Raw genomic sequence first — 538 nt, 5'->3', positions numbered from 1 at the left:
GTCGACTACCAAGGAAGCCTATGCCTTCACGGTGTTCGAGAGCGTTTTCAAAGAGTTCGGCCTGCCCAGCGCCATCAGGACCGACAACGGCGTTCCCTTTGCCAGCCCAAACGCGCTGTTCAATCTCAGCAAACTGTCGGTCTGGTGGCTGCGCCTGGGCATCGACATCGAGCGCATCCAGCCGGGCTGTCCGCAGCAGAACGGGCGCCATGAGCGCATGCACCTGACTCTCAAGAAGGAAACCACCAAACCGGCTGGCGCCAATTTCCTGCAGCAGCAGGCCAGGTTCGATGACTTCATCAATGAGTTCAACTCAGAACGCCCACATCAGGCGCTCGACATGGCCTGTCCAGCCGAGCGCTACACGCCGTCACCGCGCATCTATTGCCGGCCTGCCGGATCTCGATTATCCGTTTCACGACAAGGCCGTCACCGTCACCACCTGCGGCCGCATCTGCTACAATCGCAAGAAGATCAACCTCAGCCTCGTCTTTGCCGGCCAGACCGTCGGCATCAAACAGGTCGAGGACCATATCTG

At 59.5% G+C, this 538-nt stretch carries 1 pseudogene; it reads left to right on the top strand.

Annotation, left to right across the window (positions count from 1 at the left end):
- A pseudogene (locus NKH35_RS31970) lies at nucleotides 1–538 on the top strand (integrase core domain-containing protein); the annotation flags it as partial.

Source organism: Mesorhizobium sp. M1143 (genome assembly GCF_040318435.1).
Lineage (GTDB): Bacteria > Pseudomonadota > Alphaproteobacteria > Rhizobiales > Rhizobiaceae > Mesorhizobium.
This window is presented reverse-complemented; position numbering and strand designations above follow the sequence as displayed.